This window comes from Marinobacterium jannaschii DSM 6295 (genome assembly GCF_000620085.1).
Classification (GTDB): Bacteria; Pseudomonadota; Gammaproteobacteria; order Pseudomonadales; family Balneatricaceae; genus Pontibacterium; species Pontibacterium jannaschii.
Genome location: NZ_JHVJ01000005.1, coordinates 303,437 through 329,940, shown reverse-complemented (window position 1 = coordinate 329,940; position 26,504 = coordinate 303,437). Strand labels below are relative to the sequence as shown.

The window sequence follows — 26,504 nt, the reverse complement described above, 5'->3', positions numbered from 1 at the left end:
CATTGCAGCTTGCAGCTTGCAGCTTGCAGCTGCTCTTAACCCTTATTCTTCGACGATATCGTCTTCGTCGTCATAATCGAAGTCGTCGTCTTCCGCGGCTTCCGCACGGGCGGCTTCAGCGGCTGCAATAGCGGCGGCGCGGGCTGCTGCGGCTTCGGCTTCCTGCTCGCGGCGGATTTCACGACGCTCATCGCGACGTTTGTTACGCTGAGTCTGGCCATCCAGGAAACCTTTCAGGGTTTCTTCTGCCCAGGCAATAGCTTCTGCTTCAGTTGCAAAACCATCCTTGCTTTTGGATACGACAGTCCGGCGGGCGGAAACCTTACGGATAATGCCTGCAGTCCAGCCTTTATCGTCCTGCATTACGCTGAAGTCGTATTTTTTACCCTGGCTCATTATCGGTTATGTCCTGTGTGTAGCGGTTAATAAGATTCCCGTTGGATAGGCGTGTATTAGCAATAGATTAGCTCTGCGCTGAGTCAGGTCAGGGCGGGGTTGCCGGGCCGGATTTACGGGATGATCGGGAAAGGGCATCGACCTGGACTGGTCGGGAATCTGCGGGCCTTCCGGATTTTGCGCGCATCTTACCACGTTCTGAGACAGATGCTCAGAAAATGCTGGAAAGAAAGCCAATCCGCAGGCGACGGAAGTGATCCTTTGAAGGCCCGTCTTTATCGGTGTTTTAGCTCCGCTTTCGACGAAGTTGGCCTCACCATGCCGATGTCTAATTAACATTTAGTCTAATGGAGGGTATCGGTAGGGCAGCTGTACACGGATGTTTAATTACCGTGATTTCATTCCATAACAACAATAAGAAGCCGATTTATGAAATATCGTTACGGATTTATCGCATTATCTCTGGCCGGGCTGGTTGCCGGTGCGGCCCAGGCAAACAGTATCAGCGTGGTTTCGTTTGGTGGCGCGACCCAGGACGCGCAGCGCGAAGTGTTCTACCAGCCATTCAGCCGCGAAACCGGGGTTGATATCACTGAAGTGGCATATAACGGCGGCCTCGCTGAGATCGAGTCGATGATCGATCAACAGCAGGTTCGCTGGGATGTGGTGCAGGTGGAAGACCCTGACCTGGTCTCGGGCTGCAAAAAAGGCTATTTCCAGCGTCTGGACTGGCAAAAGCTGGGCGGACCACACCAGTACCTGCCCAGCGGCGTCAGTGACTGTGGCGTGGGGCATATTATCTGGTCCAGTGTTATTACCTACGATAAGAACAGGCTCAGCAGCGGTCCGAAGAACTGGGTCGATTTCTGGGATATCCAACGTTTCGCCGGCACCCGTGCCCTGCGCAAGGGGCCGCGCGGCAACCTTGAATTTGCCCTGATGGCGGATGGGGTGCCACCCGAGAAGGTCTATGTCTACCTGGAAACCCGTACCGGGCAGGACCGGGCTTTTCGCAAGCTTAAAGAGCTGAAACCCTATATTCGCTGGTGGGAATCAGCCTCACTTCCGACCGAATGGGTGGCCAATGGTGAAGTGGCAATGGCAACGGCCTATAACGGCCGGATCAGTAATGCCAATAAAGAGGGCGCTAACCTGGCGATTGTCTGGGATGGGCAGATGTTCTCGGTCGATTCCTGGGTCATTGTCAGCGGCAGTCCGAACGCCAGTAAGGCTATGGAGTTTATTACCTATGCCAGTTCCGCCGAGGCCTCAAGTAAGTTTCCGGCAGCGATGCCCTACGGTGTAACCAACCGGGCAGCCATCAGGGCGATTCCGGAAAGCCTGGCGCTGAGTCTGCCGACCCATCCATCGAACACGGTGCACTCCCTGCGTGAGGACTCCCAGTTCTGGCTGGACCACAGTGACCAGCTCAGCCAGCGCTTTGAACGCTGGCTGGCGGACTAGTGTCGGTTTAAGTCGTCACCCGCTCAGTAACGGCAGACTGTCAGAACAGCCCTTCGATATTACCCTGCTCATCCAGCCCGATATCCAGAGCGGCCGGGTGGCGGGGTAATCCCGGCAGGGTCATCATATCGCCGCAGATCGCCACGACAAATCCCGCCCCGGCCGCGAGGCGGGCCTCTCTGACCGGCAGTATATGTCCCTCAGGGGCACCTTTAAGGCCAGGTTCTGATGAAAAGCTGTACTGGGTCTTGGCGATACAAACCGGCAGGTGGCCGAATCCCAGTGTACGGAATTCTTCCAGCTTAGCGGCGGCTGCGGCGGTGAAGCTGACATCAGCCGCGCCGTACAGACGGGTGGCAACGGTACGGATCTTATCGGGCAGCGGCATATCGTCGTGGTAGAGCAACTCCACCTTGGGCGATGGCTGTTCCAAGCGGTTTATCACCGCTCTGGCGAGATCCAGTGCACCTTCGCTTCCCCGCGCCCAGTGCTCCGAACAGACGGATTCTGCGCCCATCGCCTGGCAGATGCGTGTGACCTCTGCCAGCTCTTCCGCATGATCATTGCTGAAACGGTTGATACAGATGATCGGATTGAGGCCGAACTGCTGCATATTGTCGATATGCCGCTTCAGGTTGGCTGTGCCCTCACGCAGCGCTGGCAGGTTCGGCAATTCCAGTTCTGACTTAGCAACGCCTCCCTGCATCTTTAACGCACGCAGGGTGCAGACCAACACCGCTGCATCGGGGCGCATACCTGACAGCCGGCATTTGATATCGAGGAATTTCTCAGCACCCAGGTCGGCACCAAAGCCGGCTTCGGTAACCGCTACGTCGCAAAGCGCGAGTGCTGAGCGGGTCGCCACGACCGAGTTACAGCCGTGGGCGATATTGGCGAAGGGACCGCCATGTACAAACACCGGATTATGTTCGAGGCTCTGGATCAGGTTAGGCTGAAAGGCCTCCTTCAGCAGTACAGTCATCGCCCGGTGTACGCCGAGATCCCGGGCAGTTACGGCGCTCATATCAAACTTACGTGCGACGATAATATTGCCCAGCCTGCGCTCCATATCGTCGAGGTTCTCTGCCAGGCAGAGGATCGCCATGATCTCCGAGGCGGCGGTGATGTCGAACCCGGTCTCGCGAGGTATACCGTGGGGGCTGCCACCGAGTCCGACCATAGTGTTGCGCAGGCTGCGATCATTCAGGTCGACCACCCGGCGCCAACTGATATGGTGGGAATTGATGCCCAGCTCGTTGCCCCAGTGGAGGTGGTTGTCGATCATCGATGCCAGCAAGTTGTGCGCAGCCGTGACCGCATGAAAGTCACCGTTAAAGTGCAGGTTCAGATCTTCCATCGGAATCGCCTGCGCGCGGCCACCGCCAGCGGCCCCGCCTTTCATACCGAAGCAGGGGCCGAGGGAGGGCTCCCGCAGGCAGACCGCGCTGCGCACACCCAGTGCGTTCAGGCCATCGTTCAGGCCGACACTGGTGGTAGTTTTACCTTCCCCGGCCGGGGTCGGCGTTACTGCAGTGACCAGTACCAGTTTGCCACGGCGGGTCGGTGTGGTGACATCCAGCTTGCTCAGATCAAGTTTCGCTTTGTAGTGGCCATGAGGGATCAGGGCTTCGGGTGACAGGCCGAGTGTCTCATGAGCCAGATTAAGGATCGGTGTCGGTTGCACCGCCCGGGCAATCTCAATATCGGGCGTGCCCGGCGGTGGCAGCTCGTGTAATCCGCGTCCTTCGCTATCCGTTTTGATATTCATGCTGTGCCTCCTTTGCGCCGCATCCGATTGCTGCGCATGACTAACTGGCTGGAATCATTGCTGTAAAGCTTGGACCAGATCAGCCATTGCTGCCATTGAGGGGCGTCAGTAGAAAACTAAAAGACGTTATTAGGGCGCAAGTAAGTGGAACACCAGATCACGGTTGGCATTTGCCTGGGCTGCCAGCGCCAGGGAGGCCTGAACCCAAAGCTGATTGTGGATCTGTTCGGTCAGGATAGCCGCCGAGCCTGAATCACTCAGGATCAGGGCCGGATTAACGCCGTTGAAGGTAAAATCGATCAGGCGCTGGATTGAGTCATTCAGGTTATCCTGGCGCTCACCCAGTTGCAGCGCGATAGTTTGCAGAAACTCTTCGGAGTTACGGATGATATCGACACTGTTGGGGTCTCTGATATCCAGCGTGAAGACGCCGAGGCTTTGCAGTTCGGAGGAGATATTAAACGAAGGGATTACCTCAAAATTCCCGCCGTCAGGCCCGGTTTCGATCACTATCCGGGTGTCATCTTCAAGCAGGGAGGCTCCGTTAAATGTTGCGCCTAGTATAATCAGCAGGATAAGTTCCAGCAGTTCATTGGAGCGCTTTTCCAACGACTCCAGGGCGGTTGCATCGAGGTTGCCGCTCAGCACCAGATCGGTAATTTGCTTAAGCTCGCTGAGGGTAGAGGTGATGTTACCGATGCCGTTTTCAATCACCTGCAAGGTGCTAACGCCCTCAGTACTGCTGCGCAGGGAGTTGGATTGGCTCAGCAACTCGTTGGAAAACTGTATCAGTACTTCGACCCCGACCGGTTTCCGGCTACGGGTTTCAACCGGGGCTACATTGGTATTCGCCGCATCAGTCGGGCTGGCACGGTTAACCTGATTGGCAGGCTGCACGCCTGGGGTCGTCCTGACCGGATTAAATTCGATCGCCATCACAACTCTCCCTTGAGAGGTTGTTTCTGGTCCGTCAGGTATAAATTTAAGAAGGTGCCGGAGTCCGGCTATATGGCACCTAAGGTGACAAACGCCCCGTGGCAGGGCGATTCGTTAAGAAGTTGTTGAATGTAATTATAGCAATCGCAGGGTGGTGCAGATTAATGTGGCTAAGAGCGGGTACAGCTAACCGACTGGCAGCTTCGGTGACGGTACCGCCAGGCAGCAAACCGGCGATAGGCGGCATTCAGCAGGGGTGTCATGCCTGATATCGTTACCAGCCGCGCCAGCCATCGGTATCCCGGGAGTTCGCGCCAGACAATCACGAAGGCGTCCACACCGATATGAAGGTGCTGCATCCTGTCGAGGACATGAAACAGTCGCAATGCTTTGTCAGGACAGATCTTATGCTGTTTGAGCAGTGAGGCGTCGATGGAGATATCGACCCATTGAATCCGATTACGCCTGTCCAGCCGCTGATAGTGTGCGATCTCCCGACGGCAGAGCGGACAGCTGCCATCGTAAAAGACCACTGGTTTCAGCGCAGCGCGCGGAACGCTCATAAGAATTCCCTGGCTGCCAGCCGATGAAGCCCACTCCAGAACGCGTCCAGATCCGATCTGGAAGGGTGATCGGTGCGATGCTTGTGGTGAAAGTAGATCCATAGGTTGACGCGGCCGTCCCCGATCTGCAGGGTATAGCCGTCGACGTCAGACCAGGCAAAGTAGCCATCCAGATAGTAACGTTGCCCGACCTGTTCACCAAAACGGGTAATTTTATGAAACGCCTGTAAGGCATGTTTAATATCGGGCTTATCGCTTTCCATCTCTTAAACCTCATACTCCGACGCATATCCTACGTTTTGCTCCGTTCTCTGGATCTGTTTTTCAAACCGTTCAGGGTAAACGAAAGTTTTAAATAATCGTTTGTATTTACTGCCCGGCCAGAAGTGTTAGAGTTTCTGACGACTTATTGGTGTGTTCAGGGAAGTACGCATCCCGAGGGGTTATATCCTTTAGCCTTTCAAAGGCCCGATGTCATGGACGATATAATGAGGCAATCTACTGCTATTGTGCTTGTTCCCTTCGCTATGCTCTCTGGCCCTTACATGCGTTGACGCACTTTTTTCCTGTCAGCCTGAAAACAGTTTCTCTGGTAGTGCTATCCGACATCGATACGGATGATCGGAGTCCGGCTACTGAATCAGCTTTTTCATTCCGACAGGGCGTTAAATAACTCAAATATCAGGTAAGGAATACTTGTATGGCATGTTTTGGCTTTAAACCCTCGGTATTGGCGCTCGCCGTAGCGCTGTCGAGCTTGAACGCAGTTGCAGTCGATAATGACTTTGACGGCTTATCTGACAATGAAGAGCTGGCGCTTGGCCTGGATCTGTTTAACCGTGACAGTGACAACGATGGCATCATCGACGGGCTTGAGTACGGCAAAAATGCCATCCTGTCGGTGAATATGGCAACACCTTACAGTACGGTCGGCGATTCAAAGCATGCGCGACTGACGCCTGATGGTCGTAAGGTCGTGTTTCATTCCAATAAGCCGGGCCTGATGCACCCCGACAGTAACGGCGCGGCGGATATCTTTCTCCGCGATATAGTTTCAGGTGCAATGACACTGGTGAGCCGCAATGCGGCCGGTGCACAGTGTGACAAGGGTGCCTGGGACCCGGAAATAAGCGCCGATGCCCGTTACGTCGCATTCTCATCATCCTGCACTAATCTGGTGAACCAGACGGTCTCGGGTTCGAAGGTTCAGGTCTATGTGAAAGACCTGCAAACGGGAGCAGTAGAACTGATCAGTCAGACTCAGTCAGGTAACGCCGCCGGTGCCACCAGTCAGTACCCGGCGATCTCTCCTGATGGTCGTTATGTGGCTTTCTCCTCCTATGCTTCTGATCTGGTCGCGACGCCCGCAGGCAGTAACCGGTCTGATATTTACCTATATGATCGTAGTGCTCAAACGATGCAACTGGTCAGTGCAAACCTGACGGGCGTACATAGTAATGGCAGTAACTACAATCCGGGCTTTTCCGCCGACGGACGTTTTATCAGCTTTCATTCGTCGGCCAGTGATCTTGTCCCAGGTGATACCAACAACAAGATGGATGCCTTTGTCTTTGAGATTGCCACGGGGCTGCTTGAGCGGGTGAGTGTTGACAGCAGCGGCGGCCAAAGCGGAGGTGCTTCAACCTTTCCAACGCTGTCGGCTGATGGGCGCTATGTAGTTTTCACCAGTTGGGGCCAGCTAAGTGCAGCTGACAACAACACTAAGTTGGATGTTTATCTGCACGATCGGCAGACAGGTAATACCGAACTGATCAGCCTGGACGGCAATGGCCAGTCTATTCAGCAGCATAGTATCGGCGGCCGGGTGTCCGAAAACGGGCGCTATGTGGCGTTTCGTTCTCAGGTGCGTTCCATGACCAGCGACCTGATGCCGCCGAGCCAGTATCCACCCTCAGCGGGAGCTATTCCGACCCATGCCGATTTCTTTGTATACGTCAAAGATCGTCTGAATGGTACCGTATCTCTGGTGAGTCAGCCCTGGGATGTGGCGGCGGCAGCGGGTGGTTCGGTTCAGGGGATCGACCTCGCGGAAAACGGCACAGTGGCCTTTCATGCCACAGGCCCCGGGAACGCCTGGATAGAGGCTGAGGCTTCACCGGGGCTGGATGTCTATATCGCTAAAACGGAGTTTATCGACAACGCAGGCCCGGAACTGTTTGCCGGCAATATCAGCGCTGTCGATAATACCGACTGGGTGAAGGTAGAGCTTCCCCAGAACTATCGCTCACCGGTCATAGTCACCACGCCGGTATATAACGCTTCGAGCGTGCCGCTGGTCACCCGGGTACGTAACGTCCGGAACAACAGTTTCGAAATCAGGGTACAGCGTACCGATGATATCAGCGCTGCCGTAGAACCCGTTCAGGTGAATTATCTGGTGGCGGAAGAGGGGGTCTATAACGTGCCGGAGCATGGTATTCAGATGGAAGCAACGCGCTTCACAAGTACCTCGGTTGATGGCAAATATGTCGGTTGGAACGGTGAGTCTCGCAGCTACCTCAATAGCTATACTTCGCCTGTGGTACTGGGGCAGGTTCAGTCTGCGAATGAGGCATCCTACTCGGTGTTCTGGTCCCGCGGCAGTGCTGTCGCAAAGGTTCCGGATTCGATCCTCAGAGTGGGGCGTCATATCGGAGAGGGCAGCGTATCCGAGGTGGCAGATGAATCTGTTGGCTATATGGTGTTTGAAGCAGGGACCGGGGTATTGGGCGATAGTAATTACCAGGCTTTGACAACGGCTGACTATATTCGGGGGATGGGGAACGGCAGTTATAATGTCGGGTTGAGTACCGCCTCTGACGAGACTGTCGTGATCAGCAGCGCTACGGGTATGGATGGCCGTGATGGCGGCTGGCCGGTGGTCATCCCTGATAGCACGGACGCCAGTGGTGTCCGTATCGCGGTTGATGAAGATCAGGCAGCAGATAACGAGCGAAAACACACCACCGAGCAGGTCGCAGTGTTCGCTTTTACACCACAATAGCCTTCGGCTGCAGACCGACGCTGGCCGCATATGGCCAGCGTCTGAACACTCTGACTTTGAGCCCGGCCCTTCGGTCTATCCTGATAGTACTATTACCCTAGCATTACTAAGGAAATGGTCTAGACTATTTTCTTATCAAACGTTCAAGATTTCTGCGCAGTGGCTATAAGAAAGGCCCTGTACGCAGAAAACAGGTTCACTGAATGTGAAGCCGTCTTTCAGGGGAACAATCCAAAACACAATCTAATTCGCCACTGCAGGGGTATTGGTACGCTTGCACTGCGCGACAGGGATCTGTTTTGCCTGAATAAGGGCAATGCGCAGCGATCCGGCCAACTGATCTGATCTGATGAGATCTGTCTATCCCCGTGCGGTCAGGGGGAAGAGAAATGAAACGGACGAAGACGTTTACGCCGACCAGGTTGTCTGTGGCGTTAACTCTGGTGTTTGGCCTGACATATGCCCATGCCGAAGTCGGTCTGGAGCGGATCAGGCAGATCGATGAGGGTAGCAGGCTGTTTAATGAGGAGACGTTCGAGGGCAACGGGCGTACCTGCGGTACCTGTCATATTCCTTCAGAGCAATACAACATATTTCCAAGCACTATTCGCAAACTCAAAGGTGACGATCTGGCTAAGGTACTGGCCAGTAATGTGCCGGGGCTTGAAAACCCGACTCTGGTGCTCAAGCGGGCGTTGTTTAATACCGAGGGTGGGATTGCTGATCCACCTACCTCAGATGGGGTACATCCCGGACCGTTTTTCCGCGGCTCTATGACCGTTGGTCCTATTCGGGATGCCAGCGATTGTGGCGGGCATCCCGCGCCCTTTCCTCTGCCAGATCCGGCCGGAGCCGAAGCGGAGATTACTACTCGTCTGGGGCCCTTGCCGCAGCTTGGCTGGGCTGCGATCGGTTCACCCCGTGGCGGATTCCATCATGGCAACGTAGACACCGATGCCAATGGCTGCCTCAGGGCCTTTGCAAACGGCGCGATTGCCCAGCACTTTACCTTGAACCTGCTACGCAAAGAGAAGGGCAACAACCCCGGCCTGACGCCAGGTGCCGGAGATGATAACTACCATTTCCGCTTTGCCACCGGCGAAGAGCTGGATGCAATGGACACCTTCCAGCAGTGGCTGGGACGGCGTGAACAGTTCTTTGTCACTAACCCGGCGACCGGAGATGAGATGGTTTTCTCTGACCCGCGCGCCGAAGCCGGTAAGGAAATATTCCTCAGTAATGAAGCCGGTTGTAATGTTTGTCATGCCAATGGGGGCGCGGGCTTCAACCCTGCGTTTGTTTCCCGTACCGGGATCAATATCAGCCAGCATTCGGATGTGAATAAAGAAGCCGAACGACTGTCGCGACTCACCGGTGTGCACATTCCTGAAGATGAAGGTAATGCGGTGAACCCTCCGGGGCCACCGGACGAGGATGAGCCGGAAGCGTTTAATATCCAGCCGGTGATAGAGGCCGTGCGTAAGAAAAGCTTCTTCCATAACCATGCGGTGTTGAATCGCGGTGAAGGGCGTCGGAACAGAGTAGAAGCCTGTGGCGGCATTGAGGGTGCCTCCATGTTCTATTTCCGGGAGCCTTTCCTGGGATCGGATATCCATGCAGCGCTTCATAATGTGCTGGGCAATCCTAACCTGGCCGACCGTACCGGGAATCCTCACAGCGACTCGATTGAGGAGTTCCTTGAGAAAAAAGGTAAGGACGCCTTTGCCCTGATGGGGGCATTTATGCGGTCCTGGAGCGCCTTCTACAGCCTGCGTGATTGCGAGCGGCTGGTGGATGAAACCATCGAGCGTATCAACCACAATGCCCTGGCTACCTCTGAGGAAGAGAAGGTATCTGCGTCACTGGCCGCCGAGCATTGTGCCTTTAACCTCGAAGATACCCGGGATGTGCTGAGAAAAGTCGATGATCGGAAACATCGCCGCGGAGGTCATGGCGATTTCGATATCGACGGGCTGGATAAGGTGAGTTTCGATAAGGATGACTGGGGACCGCATGAAGATGATCCCTTCATCGGGCACCGGCTCAGCAAAGTCCAGTGCGGTGTCCATCCGGCGCCTTATCCGGAAGTCCGGATTGCGACTTACTGGCTGAAGCATCGTCTCAAATGGGCCGTCCGTCAGGGTGATGTGGCCGAGCTCGAGTCGATCAGGCAACGTATAGTCGAGCTACGAAAACGGATTGCTACCACTACCGAATTACCGGATTAATCGGTATCTAAGACGCCAGGGATGGCTTTGTTCTTCAAGTGCAAAGAAGGAATTCACCGCTTTCCTTGTTTCTTTATAGGGTTGTATCTTTTATCGAATACAAGGATGTTCTCGATGAGTTTATTCAACGTCCGAGGTCAGGCGTTGCGCAAGGGGCGGGTATCGATTGATTCACAGATCTATATGGTTACTGCCTGTACGCGAGGCCGTGTCAGGCTGTTTGAGAATCTGTATATGGGCGCTGCCTTGTGAGAGCGCTTATCAGATCACAGCAATCCGCCGATACGCTGGCTTATGTTGTAATGCTGGATCATTTCCACTGGTTGATGCAGCTAAAAGAGGGTTACGAGCTTTCTTCAGTGGTTAGGTACGTAAAGGCAGATACCACAAGAGGCGTTCGCCGGATAGCAGAACACATCGATCCGGTCTGGCAGCGGGGATTCATCGATCCGGTCTGGCAGCGGGGATTCCACGACCGGGCAATTCGATCTGAGGAGAATCTGGTCGACTATGCTCGCTATATCGTTGCAAACCCTTTAAGAGCAGGGATAGCCGGATCTATCAGACAATATCCTCTTTGGGATGCAAAGTGGGTCTGATAAAAAGCTATGACAGTACACTATGGGCTGAATGAATTCGCTGTAGGAGCCCGGTCCCCGGGCTCTTTCAGTAATTCAGCGCTTCAAGTATTCGCTAAAGTCGATATTGCCTGCAGACAACACAGCCTGGATACGGTTGTGTACGCCCAGTTTACGCAGTATGGCGGATACATGGGCTTTAACCGTGGTTTCGGCGATGTTCAGGTTGTAGGCGATCTGTTTATTGGATTCACCGGCGGACATACGCTCCAGCACCAACAGCTGGCGGCGGGTAAGGGAGGAGAGCAGTTCCGGTGGAATCTGCTTATCGTCGTTACGGCGGTGGCTGCGGGTTTCACTCTGGTTCGAACGGATGATATCCGATGGCAGGTAGACGTTGCCGGCGAGGATCTGCTCCAGTGCTTCGGCCATCTGTTCGCGCGGTGATGATTTGGTGATAAAGCCCACGGCGCCGTAAGTGATCGCCTGTAGCACGATCTGCTTATCCTCCTCGGCAGAGACGATCACCACCGGGATGGTCGGTGATTCGTTGCGCAGGGTGATCAGGCCGTTGAGGCCGTTCATGCCCGGCATATTCAGGTCGAGCAGGATCAGGTCGAATTCATCCTCCGCTTCCTGGCTTAATTGCAGGGCGGAATCCAGGTCCTGGGTTTCCACGGTTTCACAACCGGGAAAGCTGCTCTGAATCACGTTGTTGATCGCTTCGCGAAACAGCGGATGATCATCAGCTATCAGAATTTTGTACATGGCTCTACTCCAGACCTGTCGTTGTTATCTTTTTATTATCAATTCAGCGGTACCGGCGTTGCGGTGCTCATTTTCAGCCCTGCATCGCGCCAGCCATCCGTGCCTTCCCGGTACCAGTACAGCTGTCTAAAGCCCCACCGGGATGCCCTTTTTACCGCGTTCCAGGACATCCAGCAATCGGCACGGCAGTAAATTACCAGCGGGTGATCCCTTTCGCCGTTACTGCTGATCGCCAGCTGATCACGAAAGTACTGTTCCTGATCAGTGGTTAACTCGCCCAGTCCCACATTGGGTATCCAGCGACTGCCCGGGATATGCTGCCTTGCTTCCTTCTGGACAAAAAAACCGTTGTGCCAGGGTAGTGGCTGTACATCCAGCAGCGCCGGCGGCGATGCACTGTCGAGTAGCTGTTTCAGCTGTGCGGTGGACAGGGTTACAGCATCTTCACTCGTGGCGGGTGTCGGGCTGCGGTAGCGCAATAACCGGTAGCCGTCGACGGAGTACAGCTCTATATCGTCGTTAAAGTCATCCAGCCAGTGACCTTCAGCTCCGTTCGCAGCCGCCTGGCTGAGGCTCAGCGCTGCGATCAGCAGGGCGGGGACAATACCCCGGTAAAGCATGATAGCGCTGGTCATGAGGTTCCTCCTGGCTGCTGCGGATTGTCGCTAAAAGTCTAATCCGATCAGTAGGTTATGGGGGCGACCTCTGACTACCTCTATTACACACCCCGGAAGGAGTGGGTCGGAATTGAACCATAGAGTAAAAAAAACAGTACTAAAGTACTATTTTAGCAGTCAGCGGGTCGGTTTTTGGTTCTTCTGTGGATTGAAACCCGTCACCGCCAGCAGGGAGAACACCGCTGTCGCGGCGGCTGTGACCAGTAACGATTCGGTATCAAGCTTCAGATACAGTGCATGGCGCACCAGTTCGACGGCATGGCTGAATGGATTGATGCGGCAAAGCCAGTAGAGCCATTCACTGGACTCCTGCATCTTCCACAATGGATAGAGGGCCGAAGAGAGGAAGAACATCGGAAAGATGACGAAGTTCATAACCCCGGCAAAATTTTCCAGCTGTCTGATCCGGCTGGAGATAAACAATCCCAGCGCGCCCAGCATGACGGCGACCAGCACCAGCGCCGGCAACACGGTGATATAGCCGGCGAGTGGCGGCTCGACGCCTACCAGCAGGGCGATCGCCAGAAAGGCATACACCTGCAGCAGCGAGATAATGGCGATGGAGAGCAGCCGGGACAGCAACAGGAACTGCCGCGGCAGCGGACTCATCAGCAGTACGCGCATGCTGCCCATCTCCCGGTCGTAGACCATCGACAGACTGCTCTGCATTCCGTTAAACAACAGGATCATGCAGCACAGCCCCGGCGCAATATAGACCTCATAGGTGATATAGGTCTCGTAGGGTTCGATAATGGCGATGCCCAGAGCGGCGCGAAAGCCGGCGGCAAACACTATCAGCCACAACAGTGGCCGTACCAGTGCACTGAGAAAGCGTGAGCGCTGGTTGATAAAGCGCAGGTATTCCCGTTTAAGGATACCGCAGAAGCAGTGCCAGTAAGCGCTGGCAGGCAGGGACAATGTCCCGTCAAGATGACTCATGCAGCCTCCCGGTTCAGGCCAGTGATACGGTGGAAGGCTTCGCTAAGTGAGTCGACCTGTTGCTGCAGGCAGATCTGCTGACCACTGTTATGGGCCTTGAGCTGGCCGTTATGCAGCAGCAGGACAGGATCTTGCGGATCGATCTCCTCAATCAGGTGGGTGGCCCAGAGTACGGTGAGGCCTCGGTCTTCACACAGTTGTCTGACGTGCTGGTTCAGGGCGCGGCGCGAGGCGGGGTCCAGTCCGACGCTGGGTTCATCCAGCAGCAATACGCCGGGTTGATGCAGCAGGGCGCGGGCGATCTCTACCCGGCGGCGGTGACCGCCATTCAGGTTGCGCACTTTGTCATGGAGCCGGTCCAGCATCTCCATCCGCATCAGTTCTAGCTCTATCTGTGCCAGCGCGGGTTTCCTGGCGATACCATGCAAAGCAGCATGGTAGAGCAGGTTCTGCTGTACCGTTAGGTCGAGGTCGAGGCTGCTCTGCTGAAACACCACGCCCAGCTGCGACATCACCCTGGCCGGATGCTGGCGGATATCATGGCCGTTGATGCTGGCGCTGCCGCACTGCAGGGCATTAAGCCGGGTCAGCAGTCCGAAGAGGGTGCTTTTACCGGCGCCGTTAGGCCCTAACAAAGCGTTAAAACACCCGGGTTGCAGCTCAAAGCTGACCGATTGCAACGCCTGGCGCTGACCGTAACTGAAACTGATATCCGCAACAGCGATACTCATATAAGCCTCCTCGGCTCAGGGCTTAACCACCACGCCCCAGGGATAGCGGCCAACCTTGATCGATTTGGTGACTTTAAGGTCGGCGATATCAACCACTGACACATCTCCGCTGACGCCGTTGGTGGTCAGTAGCTGAGACTGGTCTTCGTTAAATGCCAGGTGCCAGACGCGACGGCCAACCAGCAGGTAGTCCAGTACTTCGTAGGTTTTAGCATCGACGACGGCGACATGGTTGGCCGGGCCGAGGGCGACAAAGGCATATTTGCCATCGGCGGTCAGCTTGATGCCCACCGGCTGTACTTTGTCCGGATGCACGCCGCGGATCTTGAAGCTGAGCTTTTCGATGATCTGGCGGCTGTCGGTATCGATCACCGATACGGTGCCGCCGATCTCGGAGGAGGCCCAGACCCGGCTGCCATCGTCGCTGAACTCGACGTGGCGGGGACGCTGGTCGACCAGGGTGTTATCAACCAGTGTGTGGGTTTTGGTATCGATCCAGTGCAGCATATTGGTGGTCTCACTGGTGTTGATCGCCCATTTTCCATCCGGACTCACCGCCATACCTTCGGGTTCCACGCCCACATCGATCTGGGCGATGACCTCTTTGCTCTGGGTGTCGACTACGGTCACCAGTGCGTCATCCTCATTGGCGATATAGAGGAAGCGGTTATTCGGGTGCAGGGCAAACTGCTCCGGGTCTTCGCCGGAGGGTAGCTCGGTAATAATCTGGTGGTTGGACAGGTCCATCACCTGCACGGTGTCGGAGTCGCTGGCACAGATATAGAGGTATTTCATATCCTTGGAGAAGATGATGCCACGCGGACGTTCACCGACATCGATGGTCTCGATGACCGTCTGGCTGTCGAGGTCGATAAGCGACAGGGTGTCATCTTTCTCGTTAGAGACGTAGGCCACAGCCGCCAGGGTCTGGGTGCTTGCCAGTAGCAGGGCTGCGCCCAGCGGTTTGAGGGCATGTCGGAAAGCGTGTACAGCGTTTAGTGTTTTCATTGTTATTGTCTCGGCATGTCGGGTCAGATCTGGCACTGGGATTCAGGGGCGTCATAGCCCAGAGTATCCAGCTCGGTTTTTGGATGAAGGAATCCTTCCTGTGGTGGCTGGGATACCAGCGCGCGTGGATGAACCAGCGGGATAGGTTGTCTTAGCTGGCCGTTCCAGGGACGGTAGTTGAGCTTACGGCCCTTGAACGCGGCCAGTTCAAACTGATCAGAGAGGATATAGTTGCGCAGGGTGTTCATATCATTACTTTTCGTGCGCGTGACCGCCTCGGCGATCGAGCGCACGGCTGCCCAGGCGGCATAGTCCTTGTTGGTCATCCAGCGCCCGGTCAGCTTGTCAAAGCGGCTTTGCAGCTGCGCCGCGCCCCACTGTTCGACCACGCGATGCCAGGCAACCGGGGTAAGGCCCTGGGTACCGGCAACGGGGCGGGGCAGCCAGGTGTTAAATTGCACATATTCGCCAAAGTCGCCCAGCTCATCGGCCACCAACACCACATCGTAGTCCTTGCCCTGGGTGAACAGCGGCAGCTCTTTCTGAGCGGTACGGCGAAGGTCGGTATCGAAGCTCCACTGTTTTTCTTCGACAATCTTGCCGCCAAATCGCTTGGCGCTGCGTTTCAGCGCGGCGCTATAGGCTTTATCTGCGGGTTTATCACCACTGATCAGGAACCACTTATTGAGCCGCTTGGCGATCAGCCACTGGCCCAGGGCATCAGTCAGCATCGAGCGGCTGGGCAGGGTATGCAGCACATTGTTCAGACAGCTGTTGCTGCGCAGCTGATCACTGGCACTGCCGGCATTGAAGATCAGTGCCTGATCGCCGAGTCTGGCGGAGAGGGCCTTCAGCTGATCGGCAGGCATATTACTGACAAACAGGCTGATTCCCCGGGCCTGTAGCTGAGTAGCCTGCTGTAACAGCTCGCTTTGCGAATCGCTGACCCGCGTCTCCAGCTGGTAATGCTGCTTCAGGAAGCGTCCGGTGGTATTGCTGTCCTTGATCGCCAGTTCACTGCCGCGTAATCCGGCATCTTCCGGCGGCGGCAGTATATTGGACAGCAGCGGAGGCTTAGGCGGCACGAATTCAAGATAGGCGATATTTACCTCAGTATTCTCCGCAGCAAAGGCTGTGGAACTGCAAAACAAAGTGGCGATAGCCAGAGTACGGCGCATAGGTAACTCCCCCTTGGAAACTCTGCATTCAGCTTAGGGCGAAGGCACTGGCGGAGAAATATGAAGAAAGTACAAAACAAATAGTTCTGAAGTAGCATTTTTTAAAAAACACCGTCTCGTAGCATGTGTAGACAGTAGAAAAACAACAATTTTCAGAGAGGCTGCTATGACAATGCTTAAGACTCCATCCGTAAAATCCCTGCTTGCAGGCGCAGTCCTGGCGTCGACAATGGTTGTATCTACGGCCCAAGCGGCGGGTGACCTGACACGCAAGCCACAGAAACTACCTGATCTGGTGATGGGCAGCGAAGCTTCCGACTACTCCCTGTCGCAAAGCGAATATAACCTGGAAACCGGTACGGCCTATAAGCTGGCCATTATCTCCACTGGTCGTAAAGAGTATGCGGTGCAGGCACCGGAGTTCTTTGCCTCTGTTTTCCTGCGAAAGGTGGAAGCCGGCGGTATGGAAATCAAAGCGATCAGTCTGACCGAACTGGAATTCGAAGATGAAGGCGAAGCTGAAATCTACTTCGTACCGGTTAAGCCCGGGAAGTTCGAGTTCTATATGGATGGGCTGGAAGGCAAAGGTATGGTCGGCGTATTTAACGTTAAATAAGTCTTTGGGCCGCTATGCCGGTGACGACGTAGCGGCCAATAGACCGAGCGAAGGTGTCCCTTGAAAGCCCCGCTGCGACTTCACCTGCTGGTCAGCCTGTTGTTCCTGGTCTCTATGGTCCTGACGCTCTATGGCCTGATCAGCCAGGGGCGTAAGGATATCGCGCGCGAGATCGGTGCCAGTATCCATGTTGCCGAGCAGATGATCGAGGCAGCTGATTATGCCCCGGAACGCCTGGGGCCCCTGCTAAACGGGACGACCCGTCATATCCGCTTCTATCTGAACAGCGCGCCGCAGTCTGATCCGGAAACACTTGCAGACAGCGATATTCCGGCCTGGTTTTATCAGCTTATCTGGCAGCAAAGCCACATCTTCTCCCGCCCCTGGCGCTATCCGCTGGACAATGGCCAGACCCTGTATGTTGTCGCCGCTCCTGCCGATGAGATCGATGAGGTGTGGGAATCGGCATGGCTACTGGCGATGCTGTTTGTAGGGGCGGCATTGCTGTCCAATATAGCCGTCTGGATTGCTGTCCGGCAGGGGCAGCAACCTATCCAGCAGATGCTAAAAGAACTGGAGTGCAAGCCATCCCACCCCTTTAGCACGGGTCTGGAACGATATCCGCAGCCGGAAGCCCGCCGACTTGCCGGACACTTCAACCGCATGGCCGAAGCGCTGCAGCGGGAGCAGAGTGATAAGCGCCAGCTCAGCCGGCAATTAATGGCGTTGCAGGAGAAAGAGCGAACCCGCCTGGCCCATCTGCTGCACGATGACTTCGGCCAGTATCTGACCGGTATCCGCGCTCAGGCATTTATGATCGACAAGGTGAGCGGGCAACCGGAACTGGTTGCGACCACGGCGAAACAGATCATTCAGCACTGCGATGCGATGCAGGGCGGATTCCGGCACCTGATCCGGGATCTTCATCCGGTGATCCTGAGTAAACTTGGACTGACTGAGGCGTTGCAAAGCCTGGCTGACCAGTGGCAGGAAGCCAGCGGCATATCCCTGCGGCTGACGATCAGTGATGGCTTACCTGAGCTGAATACCGAACATAGCAGCCATATCTACCGTCTGGTGCAGGAGGCTTTGCACAATATCCGTCGTCATGCAGACGCAACCGTGGCGGAGGTGATGCTTTGCCGCAGTGCGGAGCAACTGACGCTGAGGGTATCTGATGATGGCAATGGCCTGTCGCCTGATGCAGAGCCGGGGATAGGGATGCATTCGATGCACGAGCGGGCACGTTATCTGGGCGGCGCGCTGAAACTTGATTCTGTGGCCGGAGGCGGCACCCGTATTTCGCTGAATATTTCACTGGAGGTGTTATGAAGATCCTGATTGTTGATGATCATGCGGTCGTCAGGCAGGGCTATGCCAGCCTGTTATCTGTCATGTTACAGGATTGCGAGGTGCTGGAGGCTGCCAGCGGCGAAGAGGCCTGCCAGCTCTACAGTCAGCAGCAACCTGACCTGGTGGTGCTGGATATCAATATGCCAGGCATCAGCGGAATCGAGACGGCGCAGCGGATGTTACGCCGTGATAATCGGGCCCGGGTGCTGTTTTTCAGCATGTATGAAGAGATGCCGATGGTGCAGCAGGCATTGGATACCGGCGCGCTGGGCTATATCACCAAGAACAGCTCCCCTGAGGTACTGATTGAAGCTGTTATGAAAGTGGCGACCGGGCAGATTTATGTCGAGCATGAGATCGCAATGAAGCTGGCAATGCGTCACCAGTCCCACGGCAGCTCTGATCAGCGCCTGCAGGAGATGACCCAGCGCGAATTTGAAGTGTTTGTTATGCTGGCGCGAGGAAACAGCGTGCGGGTTGTAGCGGAGAAGCTTTGTATCAGTGCCAAGACGGTATCTAACTACACCGCCATCCTGAAAGGGAAGCTACAGGTGGATTCAACCGCTGAGCTGGTTCATCTGGCGATTGAAACCGGCGTGCTGAAAGTGGCGGGTTCAGCAGAAGGTGCGGCCCGCACAGTATAATGCCCGGGGTAACCGGAGTGCCTGGTTACCCCATTAAAGCGCATCCCTTTGCAGTTAACCCCCTACAACATATCCCTGCGAAACCTGACCAATCGAAGCTTGCCCTTTAAAGGCTACCAGGGCTTTTGCCAGTCCACCGGGCAGGCCTTGCATCCTTCCATATTGATATCCATAAAGTTGGCATAGTGTTTACGGGTACCGCTCAGATCGGCATTAGCGAAGTTACTGCCACTCATCTTTGCTTCCTGCAGGTTGGCGTTCACCAGCGAGGCGTCTTTCATATCGACTTTTGTTGCCCAGGCCATCTCCAGATTGACCGCCCGCAGGTTGGCATTATGGAATCGCGCCTTGCTGATACGGGCGAACTCCAGATTGGCGCCCTGCAGGTTTGCTCTGCTGAAATCCGCCACTTGGGCGAACATCGCCCAGCCGTTAATGGATTCAAGGTTTGCTTCAGTCAGGTTAGCACCACGTAGATTGGCATGGCGAAGATCTGCACGGGCCAGGTCGGCGTTGTCCAGTCGTGCTTTGCCCAGGTCGGCATTCTTGAGTACCGTGTGACGCAGGTTGGCGCCACGCAGGTCTGCCCCCTGAAGCAGGGCACCGCTGAGATCCAGGTTGCTCAGGTCGGCACCGCGCAGGTCCGCCCCCTGGCACTGGGTTTTCGGCACCAGGTGGCACCCATTGATCGTGCGGTCAGTCTCTTCTGCGGCGCAGAAGGGAGAGAGAAATATGGCGCTGGCCAACACGGCGGTGGCAGATGGCCTATTAGGGAGTGGGTATCTCATATCAGAACTCCAGATCAGAACTCTAAAAAAGCCCGCTGCGACGAGCGGAGCGGGCAAAAAAAGGTGAAGTGCGTTTAAAGCTTCAGGAATCAGTTGCTTGCGACTGATTTGGCCCAACTTGGCAATTTAAAGGCCCAGAAGGAGCCGCCCTGAGGTACAGGCTTGGTCAGGTCAGCCATATCGCCGCCCCATAGCGGTACCGCGCCGCCGTAACCCGTGGTTACCCCGATATACTGTTCGCCATCCATCTCCCATGTGATCGGCGGGGAGATAATGCCGGTGCCGGTCTGGAAGCTCCAGAGTTCCTTACCGGTGCGGTCGTCAAAGGCCTTCAGGTAACCATCACCGGTACCGGTGAATACCAGCCCGCCGGCGGTGGTGAGTACGCCGGCCCACAACGGTAGCTTCTCTTTATGCTCCCAAGCGATTTCGCCGGTTTTCGGGTCCATAGCGCGCAGGATGCCGACATGATCGTCGTACATTTTCTTGATGCGAAAGCCCATGCCCAGGTAGGCACTGCCTTTGTTGTACTGAACCTGTTCGGCCCAGTAATCCTCTTTCCAGTGATTGCCCGGAATATAGAACAGGCCGGTATTCTGGCTGTAGGCCATCGGGTTCCAGTTCTTGCCACCGAGGAACGGCGGGGAGACTTCGACGGATGCCCCGCGCTTCTGGCCTGCCTCTGGCTTCGGTGGGCGCTGGCCCTCCACCTCGATCGGCCGTCCTGTTTCGGGGTCGATACCGGTCGCCCAGGTGATGTTATCGACAAAAGGGAAACCACGGACAAAGTTACCGTTTTCACGGTCAATCACGTAGAAGAAGCCATTTCGATCGGCATGTCCGGTAGCTTTGACGATACGGCCGTCATCTTCCTTATACTCAAACAGCACCAGCTCGTTGTTGCCGGAGAAATCCCAGGCATCATTCGGGGTGTGCTGGTAGAACCACTTCACCTCACCGGTGGTCGGATCTACACCCACCTGACCCGACGTGTACAGGCTGTCAAAGTCCTTCGGATCACCCCCCTCAGCCGTACGTGCCCAGCCATTCCAGGGTGCCGGGTTACCTGCGCCGATAATGATGGTGTTGGTTTCCGCATCAAAGCTGGCGCTCTGCCAGGGTGCACCGCCGCCGTGGCTCCAGGCTTCGGCTTTGCCGGTCGGAGAGTTTGGATCATCAGGCCAGGAGGGCGCGGCCGGATCACCGGTAGGTGTGCTCTTCTCACCGTTCAGGCGGCCATAGTGACCTTCGACAAAGGGACGCATCCAGACCTCTTTACCGGTATCCGGATCGCGTGCAAACAGCTTACCGACTACGCCAAATTCATCGCCTGAAGAGCCGTGAATCAATAATACCTTGCCGGACTTCTGGTCCTTAACCAGCGTGGGCGCACCGGTCATGGTATAGCCGGCACGGTGGTCGCCGAATTTCTTTTTCCATACAACCTTACCGGTATCTTTGTTCAGCGCGACGATTGCCGCATCCAGGGTGCCGAAATAGATCTTATCGCCGAAGATCGCTGCGCCACGGTTGACCACATCGCAGCATGGACGGATATCCTCAGGCAGTCGGGCGGCGTAAGCCCACTTGCGTTTACCGGTGCGGGCATCGATGGCAAAGATACGGGAGTAGGAACCGGTGACGTAGATAGTGCCATCGTGAACCAGGGCCTGGCTTTCCTGACCGCGTTGTTTTTCATCGCCAAAAGAGAACGACCATGCGGGTGTCAGCTTATGGATGTTTTCCTGGTTGACCTTGGTCAGCGGGCTATAGCGCTGGGCTTTGGGGCCAATTCCGTAACCCAGCACATCCTCTGGGGTGTTGGCGTCGTTGGCGATATCATCCCAGGATACGTGAGAGCTGGCCTGCGCCAGTCCGCCAAACCCCAGCGTCAACGTGATCAGGGCTGTCTGTATGCCCGCGCTAAGCGGATGTCGGTTTATTTTTGTTTTCATCTTCAATCACTCAGAGGGTTATTGATCGGGAGTTACCGGTACACCGGCAGATGTCTCTATTCTCAAACTGATGGCCGATCAGCCTCAACGGAACAACGCCCGGCTATCGTGGGACAGCGACATATTTTGAGAGGCGAAAATCCCGAAATTTTTCGGGGCAAACGCCCGGTTGTAAGGGCGTCCTATTTCAGCGGGTAAAAAGGCGTAGTACTTAAGGATTGGGTGAAACAGGCCTGAATGAGGGTGAGGGAAAAGACGATGGAGGAGGGCTGGGAAGCTGTTGAAATCGCCTTGTCGCCGGCGCAAAAGCTGTCCCGGATATCGGCTAACCTTTACAGTAGGGTTCCAACGTGGAGTGCGTTGCTGGTCATGAAATTCCTCAAGATAGATACTTATGAGAAGGATGAAAGGGATGCGAGCATACGGATACCCCTTGCCCTTCTGAAAGTTGCTGCCAGATTGTTTCCCAGAAAGCACCTGACATCGCTGGAAGCGCACGCGATCAGCTTTGAAGATTTGCTACAGATCGCCAGCAGCCCCGAGGTTTCCGGCACCCTGATCGAAATTGAAGATCATCGCAGCGCTGAACGTCTGGTTATCTCGGTGGAGTAGAGTTCAGCGATACAAGGGAAGCTTCAACTTCGGCTTTACTGGGCCGGTAACCAGACGAAAACTGAGACACACCGATAAATCAGTATCTGGAGGGGGCATCGCTATCCCCCAAGAAAAAACTGTGCTGAAGTGGTCAGCGTTATTTCGAAGAATATGTATTAAAAACGAGACCAATATACTCATAGAAGGTACAGAACAGACGTTATCCGTATGAATATATGAAGGACAGGTCGCTTAAGTTGAAAATACAGGATGTAAAAATTTTCAGCCTCTTAGGCTGACTTTATGGACAACCAGTGGATTAAATTAACCCTTAGCAGGACCGTACATTACTCTAATTGTGATGAGTAATATCATGTGTTCTTAAGTCGTCAAATGATATAGTTGCCGGACTCTATTCATCTTACGCTCAAGACTTGGAAACAATCCGTATGAAAAGGATATTCTTACTAGCGGCCTTGTGGGCACCTGCTGTATTCGCGCAGGAATCTGTGACTTTCTCGCTCAGCTACCAGCCGTCGTCAGTTTACCAGATATCGCATGAAATAGACGCGGATAATGTATTGAGTTTCGCTGGAGACCATTCGCAACTTCCGGAAAAGCTAAAGGGCAGGATTCCCCTGAGTTTCAAGATGAGGAAATACAAAAACACTGAGATTGTAACAGGAGGGGTATCAGAGAATGGTGGCTATCCGATTAAGCTCAGTGTCACCAGTGATACAACATACGCTGGAATAAATGGATCTCCACTTAAGCAGGTTTCGGATTCTTCGAAATCGGCGCGGGGGCTCACAGTAGACGGTGTCATCTCCAGTGATGGTCAGTTTGATATTACTGCCGTATCAGGCTCTAAGGTAAAAAAATCGGATGAACAGCTGATAAAGTCGATTTTCGAACAACTATCGGCACTAAAAGCTTTTGAAGGTAAAACGGTATCAGTTGGCGAAGTTTTGAGCCTCGAAACCCCGATTAAGATTCAGGTGCCTACTATAGGGATAATGGATTACCAAATAGATATTGACTATAAGTTGGAGTCAATCGAGCAAGGGATGGCGAGCTTCAGGCCAGATTATAAATTAAAAATTGCCTCAAATATAAAGGGTCAGAGCATAGCCGTTGATGGAAAGGGGCAGGGTATTTTGACCTATGATATTGAAAATCAGCTAACCTCTGAAAATAGCAGCACAATTGAGCTTCAGATGGATATTCCAACCCATTTTGGCGTTTTTAATTTTTCTTCCGTCGCAAAGAGTACATCCAGCACGAGCCGAGAGCGAATTCCGCTGAGTACACTGCACATTCAGGAGTGATCAAGATGGAGTGCAGGCCTGTTTCCTTTCCCCGGGATCAGCAACAGCTCGCTGACCTTATTACCGAGTACGTTGATTGGCTTGGTATTGACCTTTCTTACCAGAGCTTTGAGCTTGAGATGGCCAGCTTAGACTCAATTTTTACATTACCTCATGGTCAGTTTTTCTTTGTTGAAGTGAATACAGTGGTAGCAGGTGGTGTTGGCTTCAGGGCTATAGACAGTCAAACTGCAGAAGTGAAACGCTTTTATGTGCGTAAGCAGTTCCGAGGCAAGGGACTTGGTGTCAAGCTTATGGATACGTTGTTACAGAAGACTAGAAGCCTGGGCTTCAGACGTGTTGTACTTGATGCGGTGCCGCCGACGCAGCGTGCTCAGCAGCTATACCAGTCCTTAGGCTTTTATGAGATCGATCCATACTTCGATAATCCAGTTGAAGGTACGCGCTTTTACGCGCTGGATATCAGTGGAGCCTGCGCTTTTATTGGACCAGGTGCTTGCGGGCGTAAAAGTCACGGCATAGAGTGATCGGCTAAACTCCTTTCAGATGGATCAGGATGATGTCACGTGCCTTGCTACTCCCGACTCTGTTTCTTATCACTACTTTTCTATCGTTGTCGGCTACTGCCGGTCAGACCTATAAACTGCGTCTCTACTTCGGCCTCTCAGTACCCTCGGGTGGCGCGGTATCGCTGCAGCAGTGGCAGACCTTTCGTGATGAACAGCTGGCCATGACCTTTGACGGTTTCAATGTGGTGGATTCGGTGGGCTTCTATAAGGGGAAGCCGGAACGTTCTAAAATCGTGACCCTGATTGTCGATGAAACTGATATTCCCAAGGCGAAGCAGCTAGCTCAGGATTATGCTTCACAGTTCCATCAGGAGTCCGTGATGCTGGTGAAACTGCCGGTACTGGAGTGGGAGTTTGTTAGAGCGCAGTAGCCTCCTGCCAGCGCGATTCTGATCTGTTGCCCGGCCTTATATCTGGATACTGGTTTCCCGGACGTCTGTCGTTTGCTGCTCATGACGATCAGTCCATCTCGTTTTCTACGTAAAATACTGTTTTGCCGATTTAGCGGGTGCGCATGAAAGAGTACGATCTGGATAGCTCTTTAAAAAGTACAAAAGTGCGAGATAAGCACCTGAATACGCTGCGGTTTCTATGGCCTTTTGTGACGCCTTACCGTAGGCGGTTAGGCGCCGCGCTGGTGGCGCTGGTTTTCACTGCGCTCATAACGCTGGCGATCGGACAGGGAGTGAAATACCTGATCGATGCCGGTTTTGTGGCCGGCTCTACAGAGCAGCTCAATAGCGCGGTACTGACGATTATGGGCTTATCGTTGTTGATGGCGCTCGGTACCTTTGCGCGTTTCTACTTTGTTTCCTGGCTGGGGGAGCGGGTCTGCGCCGATATACGGCAGGCGGTGTTTGATCATCTGCTGACGCTGCATCCCAGCTATTTTGAGACCAACCTGAAAGGCGAGATTATGTCGCGCCTGACCACGGATACTACCCTGTTGCAGAGTATTATCGGCTCATCGTTTTCGATGGCGTTGCGCAGTTGTCTGATGCTGGTGGGCACCTTGCTGATGATGCTGATCACCAATGCCAAGCTGACGGCGATTATCCTGTTGGGTGTGCCGCTGATCCTGCTGCCGGTATTGTTCTATGGTCGGAAAGTCCGGGCCTTGTCCCGTCAGAGTCAGGATAAGGTGGCTGACGTCGGTACTTATGCCGGCGAGATTATCCAGCATATCAAGACGGTGCAGAGCTATAGCCGGGAACAGATGGAGAGCGGCGCCTTTGCGGTGGAGGTGGAGCAGGCGTTTGCGGTAGGCCGTCGCCGGGTCTGGCAGCGCGCGGTGCTGATTGCAGCGGTAATCACTATGGTGTTCTCAGCCGTAGCGGTGATGGTCTGGATTGGTGGCACCGATGTGTTGAAGGGCGAACTCAGCGGCGGAGAACTGGCAGCGTTTGTTTTCTATGCCATCCTGATGTCCGGTGCCGTGGCGACCCTGTCTGAAGTGTTTGGCGAACTGCAGCGCGCTGCCGGTGCGGCTGAACGTCTGGTGGAGTTGCTGCAACAACAGACATTAATCAGCGGACCTGCTTCAGGTTCTGACCCAGCTGAAGTAACCACAGAAGCCGCCCGGCTGTGTTTTGTTGCGACCGGATTCAGCTATCCCTCGCGACCGGAGCATCCGGCGATCAGCGAGTTCAGCCTTGATATCCAACCGGGTCAGTCTGTAGCACTGGTCGGGCCTTCCGGGGCAGGCAAGTCGACCTTATTCGAGCTACTGCAGCGTTTTTACGATCCGCAGCAGGGCGCGATATTACTGGGTGAGCGGGACCTGCGTAGTTTCGAACCGCAATTGCTGCGACAGCAGATGGCACTGGTACCTCAACAGCCGGCGCTGTTTACGGCCGATGTCTGGCATAACATCCGTTACGGTAAGCCGGATGCCAGCGATGATGAAGTGATTGCTGCAGCCAAAGCCGCCTATGCGGATGAATTTATCAATCGCCTGCCGCAGGGCTATAACAGCTTTCTGGGTGATCAGGGCGTGCGCCTCTCCGGCGGTCAGAAGCAGCGTATCGCCATCGCCCGGGCGATCCTTAAGAATCCACGTATCCTGCTGCTGGATGAGGCCACCAGTGCGCTGGATGCCGAAAGCGAGCATCAGGTGCAACAGGCACTTGCCGCCCTGATGGAAAACCGCACGACGTTGATTATCGCCCACCGGCTGTCGACCATCCTGAATGCCGACCGGATTATCGTGCTGGACCAGGGCCGAATGGTTGCGTCCGGTACCCATGAGGAGTTGCTGAAAAGCAGTCCGTTATACCAGCGACTGGCGCAGCTACAGTTTGAAAACGGTAACGAGCAGAGCCGGAAAGGCTGAGTATCAGAGGATGAGCCTGGCGCGCTTACCACAGAGGTTCGCGGTGCCTAAGACGGGGGCGGGCAGTGTCCGTGCCTGTTGCTGAAA

Annotated in this window: 26 protein-coding genes; 13 read left to right on the top strand and 13 right to left on the bottom strand. The window is 54.8% G+C overall.

Annotation, left to right across the window (positions count from 1 at the left end; translation table 11 throughout):
• Nucleotides 1-42 precede the first annotated feature (42 nt).
• Entirely contained in the window at nucleotides 43-396 is a 354-nt protein-coding gene (locus Q354_RS0104780) for a DUF3622 domain-containing protein (RefSeq protein WP_027856620.1), read from the bottom strand.
• A 429-nt stretch (nucleotides 397-825) separates the two neighbouring features.
• Between Q354_RS0104780 and Q354_RS0104775 the strand changes: the two genes are divergently transcribed.
• The gene (locus Q354_RS0104775) at nucleotides 826-1,860 is read left to right on the top strand and encodes an ABC transporter substrate-binding protein (protein ID WP_027856619.1); all 1,035 of its coding nucleotides are present in this window, start codon (nucleotides 826-828) and stop codon (nucleotides 1,858-1,860) included.
• Nucleotides 1,861-1,900: 40 nt separating this feature from the next.
• On the opposite strand, the gene Q354_RS0104770 is transcribed toward Q354_RS0104775, so the two are convergent.
• The 4 genes from Q354_RS0104770 to Q354_RS0104755 form a co-directional block, all read right to left on the bottom strand.
• The gene (locus Q354_RS0104770) at nucleotides 1,901-3,628 is read right to left on the bottom strand and encodes a formate--tetrahydrofolate ligase (protein ID WP_027856618.1); all 1,728 of its coding nucleotides are present in this window, start codon (nucleotides 3,626-3,628) and stop codon (nucleotides 1,901-1,903) included.
• A 129-nt stretch (nucleotides 3,629-3,757) separates the two neighbouring features.
• A complete protein-coding gene (locus Q354_RS0104765) occupies nucleotides 3,758-4,564 on the bottom strand; it encodes a hypothetical protein (RefSeq protein WP_027856617.1) in 807 nt (268 codons plus the stop codon).
• Nucleotides 4,565-4,734: 170 nt separating this feature from the next.
• The gene (locus Q354_RS0104760; protein ID WP_036228477.1) at nucleotides 4,735-5,127 is read right to left on the bottom strand and encodes a thiol-disulfide oxidoreductase DCC family protein; all 393 of its coding nucleotides are present in this window, start codon (nucleotides 5,125-5,127) and stop codon (nucleotides 4,735-4,737) included.
• Nucleotides 5,124-5,390: a DUF3081 family protein gene (locus Q354_RS0104755; RefSeq protein ID WP_027856615.1), complete on the bottom strand. Its 267-nt coding sequence runs from the start codon at nucleotides 5,388-5,390 to the stop codon at nucleotides 5,124-5,126. The genes Q354_RS0104760 and Q354_RS0104755 overlap by 4 nt, the downstream gene beginning before the upstream one ends.
• Before the next feature lie 437 nt (nucleotides 5,391-5,827).
• Between Q354_RS0104755 and Q354_RS27185 the strand changes: the two genes are divergently transcribed.
• The 4 genes from Q354_RS27185 to Q354_RS24615 all read left to right on the top strand — a co-directional run bounded on the left by Q354_RS27185 (nucleotide 5,828) and on the right by Q354_RS24615 (nucleotide 10,958).
• A complete protein-coding gene (locus tag Q354_RS27185; RefSeq protein WP_051559892.1) occupies nucleotides 5,828-8,131 on the top strand; it encodes a TolB family protein in 2,304 nt (767 codons plus the stop codon).
• Between the two features lie 389 nt (nucleotides 8,132-8,520).
• On the top strand, nucleotides 8,521-10,359 hold the full coding sequence (locus tag Q354_RS0104745; protein ID WP_027856614.1) for a hypothetical protein: 1,839 nt from the start codon (nucleotides 8,521-8,523) through the stop codon (nucleotides 10,357-10,359).
• A gap of 114 nt (nucleotides 10,360-10,473) precedes the next feature.
• Nucleotides 10,474-10,611, top strand: coding sequence for a hypothetical protein (locus tag Q354_RS28520; RefSeq protein WP_211252209.1), 138 nt, complete (start codon nucleotides 10,474-10,476; stop codon nucleotides 10,609-10,611).
• 50 nt (nucleotides 10,612-10,661) lie between these two features.
• Nucleotides 10,662-10,958 (top strand): REP-associated tyrosine transposase, encoded by a 297-nt coding sequence (locus Q354_RS24615; protein WP_322786133.1) that lies wholly within the window; start codon nucleotides 10,662-10,664, stop codon nucleotides 10,956-10,958.
• 75 nt (nucleotides 10,959-11,033) lie between these two features.
• Here Q354_RS24615 and Q354_RS0104735 read toward each other — a convergent pair whose 3' ends face one another.
• From Q354_RS0104735 to Q354_RS0104710, 6 genes are all read right to left on the bottom strand, one after another.
• Nucleotides 11,034-11,705: a response regulator gene (locus Q354_RS0104735; RefSeq protein ID WP_027856613.1), complete on the bottom strand. Its 672-nt coding sequence runs from the start codon at nucleotides 11,703-11,705 to the stop codon at nucleotides 11,034-11,036.
• Between the two features lie 38 nt (nucleotides 11,706-11,743).
• Nucleotides 11,744-12,340 carry a rhodanese-like domain-containing protein gene (locus Q354_RS0104730; protein ID WP_027856612.1) on the bottom strand — a complete coding sequence of 199 codons (597 nt, stop codon included), beginning with the start codon at nucleotides 12,338-12,340 and terminating at the stop codon, nucleotides 11,744-11,746.
• A 159-nt stretch (nucleotides 12,341-12,499) separates the two neighbouring features.
• On the bottom strand, nucleotides 12,500-13,321 hold the full coding sequence (locus tag Q354_RS0104725; protein WP_051559889.1) for an ABC transporter permease: 822 nt from the start codon (nucleotides 13,319-13,321) through the stop codon (nucleotides 12,500-12,502).
• A complete protein-coding gene (locus Q354_RS0104720; RefSeq protein ID WP_027856610.1) occupies nucleotides 13,318-14,052 on the bottom strand; it encodes an ABC transporter ATP-binding protein in 735 nt (244 codons plus the stop codon). Before Q354_RS0104720 ends, Q354_RS0104725 begins: the two co-directional genes overlap by 4 nt.
• A 15-nt stretch (nucleotides 14,053-14,067) precedes the next feature.
• Nucleotides 14,068-15,060 carry a YVTN family beta-propeller repeat protein gene (locus Q354_RS0104715; protein WP_036228474.1) on the bottom strand — a complete coding sequence of 331 codons (993 nt, stop codon included), beginning with the start codon at nucleotides 15,058-15,060 and terminating at the stop codon, nucleotides 14,068-14,070.
• 23 nt (nucleotides 15,061-15,083) lie between these two features.
• Nucleotides 15,084-16,238 (bottom strand): ABC transporter substrate-binding protein, encoded by a 1,155-nt coding sequence (locus tag Q354_RS0104710; RefSeq protein WP_027856608.1) that lies wholly within the window; start codon nucleotides 16,236-16,238, stop codon nucleotides 15,084-15,086.
• Nucleotides 16,239-16,404: 166 nt separating this feature from the next.
• On the opposite strand from Q354_RS0104710, the gene Q354_RS0104705 reads away from it, so the two are divergent.
• Genes Q354_RS0104705 through Q354_RS0104695 form a run of 3 tightly spaced genes read left to right on the top strand, consistent with a single transcriptional unit; the run spans nucleotide 16,405 to nucleotide 18,851 of the window.
• Nucleotides 16,405-16,854, top strand: a complete 450-nt coding sequence (locus Q354_RS0104705; RefSeq protein WP_027856607.1) for a cupredoxin domain-containing protein — start codon at nucleotides 16,405-16,407, stop codon at nucleotides 16,852-16,854.
• Nucleotides 16,855-16,914: 60 nt separating this feature from the next.
• Nucleotides 16,915-18,186: a sensor histidine kinase gene (locus Q354_RS0104700; protein ID WP_027856606.1), complete on the top strand. Its 1,272-nt coding sequence runs from the start codon at nucleotides 16,915-16,917 to the stop codon at nucleotides 18,184-18,186.
• Entirely contained in the window at nucleotides 18,183-18,851 is a 669-nt protein-coding gene (locus Q354_RS0104695; RefSeq protein WP_027856605.1) for a response regulator transcription factor, read from the top strand. Before Q354_RS0104700 ends, Q354_RS0104695 begins: the two co-directional genes overlap by 4 nt.
• Nucleotides 18,852-18,964: 113 nt before the next feature.
• Here the strand turns inward: Q354_RS0104695 and Q354_RS0104690 are convergent, their stop codons facing one another.
• Nucleotides 18,965-19,639, bottom strand: coding sequence for a pentapeptide repeat-containing protein (locus Q354_RS0104690; protein WP_051559888.1), 675 nt, complete (start codon nucleotides 19,637-19,639; stop codon nucleotides 18,965-18,967).
• 89 nt (nucleotides 19,640-19,728) lie between these two features.
• Nucleotides 19,729-21,594 carry a methanol/ethanol family PQQ-dependent dehydrogenase gene (locus Q354_RS0104685; RefSeq protein ID WP_027856603.1) on the bottom strand — a complete coding sequence of 622 codons (1,866 nt, stop codon included), beginning with the start codon at nucleotides 21,592-21,594 and terminating at the stop codon, nucleotides 19,729-19,731.
• A gap of 258 nt (nucleotides 21,595-21,852) precedes the next feature.
• On the opposite strand from Q354_RS0104685, the gene Q354_RS0104680 reads away from it, so the two are divergent.
• The 5 genes from Q354_RS0104680 to Q354_RS0104660 all read left to right on the top strand — a co-directional run bounded on the left by Q354_RS0104680 (nucleotide 21,853) and on the right by Q354_RS0104660 (nucleotide 26,417).
• The gene (locus tag Q354_RS0104680; protein WP_156948193.1) at nucleotides 21,853-22,206 is read left to right on the top strand and encodes a hypothetical protein; all 354 of its coding nucleotides are present in this window, start codon (nucleotides 21,853-21,855) and stop codon (nucleotides 22,204-22,206) included.
• A 431-nt stretch (nucleotides 22,207-22,637) separates the two neighbouring features.
• Nucleotides 22,638-23,516 (top strand): hypothetical protein, encoded by an 879-nt coding sequence (locus Q354_RS0104675; protein WP_027856601.1) that lies wholly within the window; start codon nucleotides 22,638-22,640, stop codon nucleotides 23,514-23,516.
• 5 nt (nucleotides 23,517-23,521) lie between these two features.
• Nucleotides 23,522-24,043: a GNAT family N-acetyltransferase gene (locus Q354_RS24610; protein ID WP_051559887.1), complete on the top strand. Its 522-nt coding sequence runs from the start codon at nucleotides 23,522-23,524 to the stop codon at nucleotides 24,041-24,043.
• Nucleotides 24,044-24,072: 29 nt separating this feature from the next.
• On the top strand, nucleotides 24,073-24,456 hold the full coding sequence (locus tag Q354_RS24605; RefSeq protein ID WP_084332478.1) for a DUF3574 domain-containing protein: 384 nt from the start codon (nucleotides 24,073-24,075) through the stop codon (nucleotides 24,454-24,456).
• Between the two features lie 143 nt (nucleotides 24,457-24,599).
• The gene (locus tag Q354_RS0104660; protein ID WP_051559885.1) at nucleotides 24,600-26,417 is read left to right on the top strand and encodes an ABC transporter transmembrane domain-containing protein; all 1,818 of its coding nucleotides are present in this window, start codon (nucleotides 24,600-24,602) and stop codon (nucleotides 26,415-26,417) included.
• The last annotated feature ends 87 nt before the right edge of the window (nucleotides 26,418-26,504 follow it).

Excerpts from the sequence above, each read along its gene's own strand:
- Q354_RS24605 (WP_084332478.1), top strand. The coding sequence starts at position 24,073 with ATGATGTCACGTGCCTTGCTACTCCCGACTCTGTTTCTTATCACTACT.
- Q354_RS24610 (WP_051559887.1), top strand. The coding sequence starts at position 23,522 with ATGGAGTGCAGGCCTGTTTCCTTTCCCCGGGATCAGCAACAGCTCGCT.
- Q354_RS0104780 (WP_027856620.1), bottom strand. The coding sequence starts at position 396 with ATGAGCCAGGGTAAAAAATACGACTTCAGCGTAATGCAGGACGATAAA.
- Q354_RS0104770 (WP_027856618.1), bottom strand. The coding sequence starts at position 3,628 with ATGAATATCAAAACGGATAGCGAAGGACGCGGATTACACGAGCTGCCA.
- Q354_RS0104725 (WP_051559889.1), bottom strand. The coding sequence starts at position 13,321 with ATGAGTCATCTTGACGGGACATTGTCCCTGCCTGCCAGCGCTTACTGG.
- Q354_RS0104720 (WP_027856610.1), bottom strand. The coding sequence starts at position 14,052 with ATGAGTATCGCTGTTGCGGATATCAGTTTCAGTTACGGTCAGCGCCAG.
- Q354_RS27185 (WP_051559892.1), top strand. The coding sequence starts at position 5,828 with ATGGCATGTTTTGGCTTTAAACCCTCGGTATTGGCGCTCGCCGTAGCG.
- Q354_RS0104755 (WP_027856615.1), bottom strand. The coding sequence starts at position 5,390 with ATGGAAAGCGATAAGCCCGATATTAAACATGCCTTACAGGCGTTTCAT.
- Q354_RS0104735 (WP_027856613.1), bottom strand. The coding sequence starts at position 11,705 with ATGTACAAAATTCTGATAGCTGATGATCATCCGCTGTTTCGCGAAGCG.
- Q354_RS28520 (WP_211252209.1), top strand. The coding sequence starts at position 10,474 with ATGAGTTTATTCAACGTCCGAGGTCAGGCGTTGCGCAAGGGGCGGGTA.
- Q354_RS0104765 (WP_027856617.1), bottom strand. The coding sequence starts at position 4,564 with ATGGCGATCGAATTTAATCCGGTCAGGACGACCCCAGGCGTGCAGCCT.
- Q354_RS0104775 (WP_027856619.1), top strand. The coding sequence starts at position 826 with ATGAAATATCGTTACGGATTTATCGCATTATCTCTGGCCGGGCTGGTT.
- Q354_RS24615 (WP_322786133.1), top strand. The coding sequence starts at position 10,662 with ATGCTGGATCATTTCCACTGGTTGATGCAGCTAAAAGAGGGTTACGAG.
- Q354_RS0104685 (WP_027856603.1), bottom strand. The coding sequence starts at position 21,594 with ATGAAAACAAAAATAAACCGACATCCGCTTAGCGCGGGCATACAGACA.
- Q354_RS0104690 (WP_051559888.1), bottom strand. The coding sequence starts at position 19,639 with ATGAGATACCCACTCCCTAATAGGCCATCTGCCACCGCCGTGTTGGCC.
- Q354_RS0104730 (WP_027856612.1), bottom strand. The coding sequence starts at position 12,340 with ATGACCAGCGCTATCATGCTTTACCGGGGTATTGTCCCCGCCCTGCTG.
- Q354_RS0104715 (WP_036228474.1), bottom strand. The coding sequence starts at position 15,060 with ATGAAAACACTAAACGCTGTACACGCTTTCCGACATGCCCTCAAACCG.
- Q354_RS0104705 (WP_027856607.1), top strand. The coding sequence starts at position 16,405 with ATGACAATGCTTAAGACTCCATCCGTAAAATCCCTGCTTGCAGGCGCA.
- Q354_RS0104760 (WP_036228477.1), bottom strand. The coding sequence starts at position 5,127 with ATGAGCGTTCCGCGCGCTGCGCTGAAACCAGTGGTCTTTTACGATGGC.
- Q354_RS0104745 (WP_027856614.1), top strand. The coding sequence starts at position 8,521 with ATGAAACGGACGAAGACGTTTACGCCGACCAGGTTGTCTGTGGCGTTA.
- Q354_RS0104695 (WP_027856605.1), top strand. The coding sequence starts at position 18,183 with ATGAAGATCCTGATTGTTGATGATCATGCGGTCGTCAGGCAGGGCTAT.
- Q354_RS0104680 (WP_156948193.1), top strand. The coding sequence starts at position 21,853 with ATGGAGGAGGGCTGGGAAGCTGTTGAAATCGCCTTGTCGCCGGCGCAA.
- Q354_RS0104675 (WP_027856601.1), top strand. The coding sequence starts at position 22,638 with ATGAAAAGGATATTCTTACTAGCGGCCTTGTGGGCACCTGCTGTATTC.
- Q354_RS0104710 (WP_027856608.1), bottom strand. The coding sequence starts at position 16,238 with ATGCGCCGTACTCTGGCTATCGCCACTTTGTTTTGCAGTTCCACAGCC.
- Q354_RS0104660 (WP_051559885.1), top strand. The coding sequence starts at position 24,600 with ATGAAAGAGTACGATCTGGATAGCTCTTTAAAAAGTACAAAAGTGCGA.